Source organism: Bacillus cereus group sp. N21 (assembly GCF_016483395.1).
Classification (GTDB): Bacteria; Bacillota; Bacilli; order Bacillales; family Bacillaceae_G; genus Bacillus_A; species Bacillus_A pseudomycoides.
Map to the genome: position 1 here is coordinate 1 of NZ_JAEHBX010000217.1, position 715 is coordinate 715.

Consider the following 715-nt stretch of genomic DNA (forward strand, 5'->3'; position numbering starts at 1 on the left):
TGAGCTGTGATGGGGAAGCTCCTTATGGAGCGAAGTCTTTGATTCCCCGCTGCCAAGAAAAGCTTCTAGCGAGATAAAAGGTGCCTGTACCGCAAACCGACACAGGTAGGCGAGGAGAGAATCCTAAGGTGTGCGAGAGAACTCTGGTTAAGGAACTCGGCAAAATGACCCCGTAACTTCGGGAGAAGGGGTGCTTTCTTAACGGAAAGCCGCAGTGAATAGGCCCAAGCGACTGTTTAGCAAAAACACAGGTCTCTGCGAAGCCGTAAGGCGAAGTATAGGGGCTGACACCTGCCCGGTGCTGGAAGGTTAAGGAGAGGGGTTAGCGTAAGCGAAGCTCTGAACTGAAGCCCCAGTAAACGGCGGCCGTAACTATAACGGTCCTAAGGTAGCGAAATTCCTTGTCGGGTAAGTTCCGACCCGCACGAAAGGTGTAACGATTTGGGCACTGTCTCAACCAGAGACTCGGTGAAATTATAGTACCTGTGAAGATGCAGGTTACCCGCGACAGGACGGAAAGACCCCGTGGAGCTTTACTGTAGCCTGATATTGAATTTTGGTACAGTTTGTACAGGATAGGCGGGAGCCTTTGAAGCCGGAGCGCTAGCTTCGGTGGAGGCGCTGGTGGGATACCGCCCTGACTGTATTGAAATTCTAACCTACGGGTCTTATCGACCCGGGAGACAGTGTCAGGTGGGCAGTTTGACTGGGGCGG

General features: G+C 53.0%; 1 rRNA gene. It reads left to right on the forward strand.

The features are described 5' to 3' along the window. Positions 1-715, forward strand: a 23S ribosomal RNA gene (locus tag JDS96_RS30555); the annotation flags it as partial.